At 43.3% G+C, this 813-nt stretch carries 1 tRNA gene and 1 rRNA gene; both read left to right on the forward strand.

From position 1 onward, the window contains the following. The first annotated feature begins 142 nt into the window (after positions 1-142). Positions 143-218, forward strand: a tRNA-Ala gene (locus IE064_RS18045). Positions 219-729: 511 nt separating this feature from the next. Beyond that, positions 730-813 (forward strand): 23S ribosomal RNA (locus tag IE064_RS18050); the annotation flags it as partial.

Genomic DNA, 813 nt, shown 5'->3' on the forward strand with positions numbered 1-813 from the left:
AAGATTAACCTTAAAAGATAACGCAGAGATTTTTGCTTAAATCAAGGCGTGCAACTGACGAGTGAGGGCGCATACATGAGTATGTAACCGAACGAGAATAGGCCGCACAACGCCGAGTTAAGTAAAATAGCAAGTTAGAAATGGGGCTATAGCTCAGCTGGGAGAGCGCCTGCTTTGCACGCAGGAGGTCTGCGGTTCGATCCCGCATAGCTCCACCATTATTCTGGTGGTCACTGTTTTCGTTTAATGGTCATGGAAATGCCAAAGATAAGTGAACAATTTATCTTTGGCTTTTTTAAGCCNGTTTAATGGTCATGGAAATGCCAAAGATAAGTGAACAATTTATCTTTGGCTTTTTTAAGCCCGGTCGAAATCGTTCCGTACGATTTTCGACACTTCCTTCTTCCATGGAGGTCGCTCTTTAACAATTTGGAAAGCTGATAGTAGAGATTAAATAGCGATATTTAATCGAAATGAGTTCTCAAAATACTTCAATCAAGTGTTTTGTAATTCTAGTGCTTTAGCGATAAAGCACATCAAGGCGAAAGAAAAACCAATATGGGTCGTTGAGCAATCAATCCAATATTTCTAAGCGCAGTCAGTCACTGGTCTGGCAAGGCCATCAGCAGAGCAACGAAAGCGTGTAGATAAACTACATGATTGAGGCGCGAAGCTGATAACACCGTCAGGACAGAAGAGAGACAAGCGAGAGACCTATCCGGGTTGTATGGTTAAGCGACTAAGCGTATACGGTGGATGCCTTGGCAGTCAGAGGCGATGAAGGACGTGTTAATCTGCGAAAAGCTGTGGTGA

Source organism: Shewanella fodinae (assembly GCF_014651955.1).
Lineage (GTDB): Bacteria > Pseudomonadota > Gammaproteobacteria > Enterobacterales > Shewanellaceae > Shewanella > Shewanella fodinae.